The sequence below is a fragment of the Bradyrhizobium sp. Crot121 genome (genome assembly GCF_059512385.1).
Window position 1 is genome coordinate 1 of record NZ_JCAMOR010000283.1, and the last position, 838, is coordinate 838.

The following is an 838-nucleotide window of genomic DNA, read 5'->3' on the forward strand; positions in this document are numbered from 1 at the left end:
TCGTTCAGATCCACTCCCTCTGCGGCCAGACCTAGCTGGACCACGGTTGCACCCGCGATCGAAAACGTACGCAGTGCGCCCAAGTAGGAGGGGTCCTCCGTCAGGACCACGTCACCGGGGTCAATCCAGCCATCGGCAAGCAATTGTAAAGCCTGTGAAAGCACCACCCGTAAGCATAACTTGGTTATGCCGCACACCGTACCTCAGTGCGAGCTTTGTACGAAGTTCGGGCAAACCCGCCGCATCCGTATACTGCGGCAGATCGGCGGGAGCGACACCTGTACCTCCGTCAAACGCGCCTGGCCACGGCAGTTCTGCAAACATCACCGGATCGGCCAGCGCGTGGCCGAAATTGATACCATGTTTCGCAGTTGAGGAGTTGAATGGCGCAAAGCCCTGAGCGACAGCGCTGCGTTTTGAGATGCGCGAATTCATGGCTTCGTCATTCGGATCTTCATGATTGCCAAATCTGTTCTTTGCAAAAGCGCTTATTGTACTCCGCGGCAAAGTTTGCGGGTATTGGCGCGCTGAAACGGGGAAAGTCCACCGACGTCTTTGGCTGGGCTGCTACGGCTGATGTCTCGAGGGACGGCCGCCACGCACCGCCAAAGTAGTGCTGGCCGTAGCCCATCGCTAGCTCAGGTACTACGGGATAGAGTAGGCTCAGGAACAGCGAGATCTGCGCAGCATTCCATGTCCAACCGTCTGCATGTGCAAAGCCAGCTAGCTCGAAGTACTTGTCGATGATATCAAGCGCATCCCAGAAACGCAGTGTGGTGACCGCATCGGCGTAATCTTCAGCGAAGCGGCGGAAATTCGGGGACAGTTCGGTGCTCTC

At 57.2% G+C, this 838-nt stretch carries 1 protein-coding gene and 1 pseudogene; both read right to left on the reverse strand.

What is annotated here, in order from left to right:
- Positions 1-120 precede the first annotated feature (120 nt).
- A complete protein-coding gene (locus AC5ZGW_RS46530; RefSeq protein ID WP_496114190.1) occupies positions 121-435 on the reverse strand; it encodes a hypothetical protein in 315 nt (104 codons plus the stop codon).
- 19 nt (positions 436-454) lie between these two features.
- A pseudogene (locus tag AC5ZGW_RS46535) lies at positions 455-838 on the reverse strand (class I tRNA ligase family protein); the annotation flags it as partial.

Excerpts from the sequence above, each read along its gene's own strand:
- AC5ZGW_RS46530 (WP_496114190.1), bottom strand. The coding sequence starts at position 435 with ATGAATTCGCGCATCTCAAAACGCAGCGCTGTCGCTCAGGGCTTTGCG.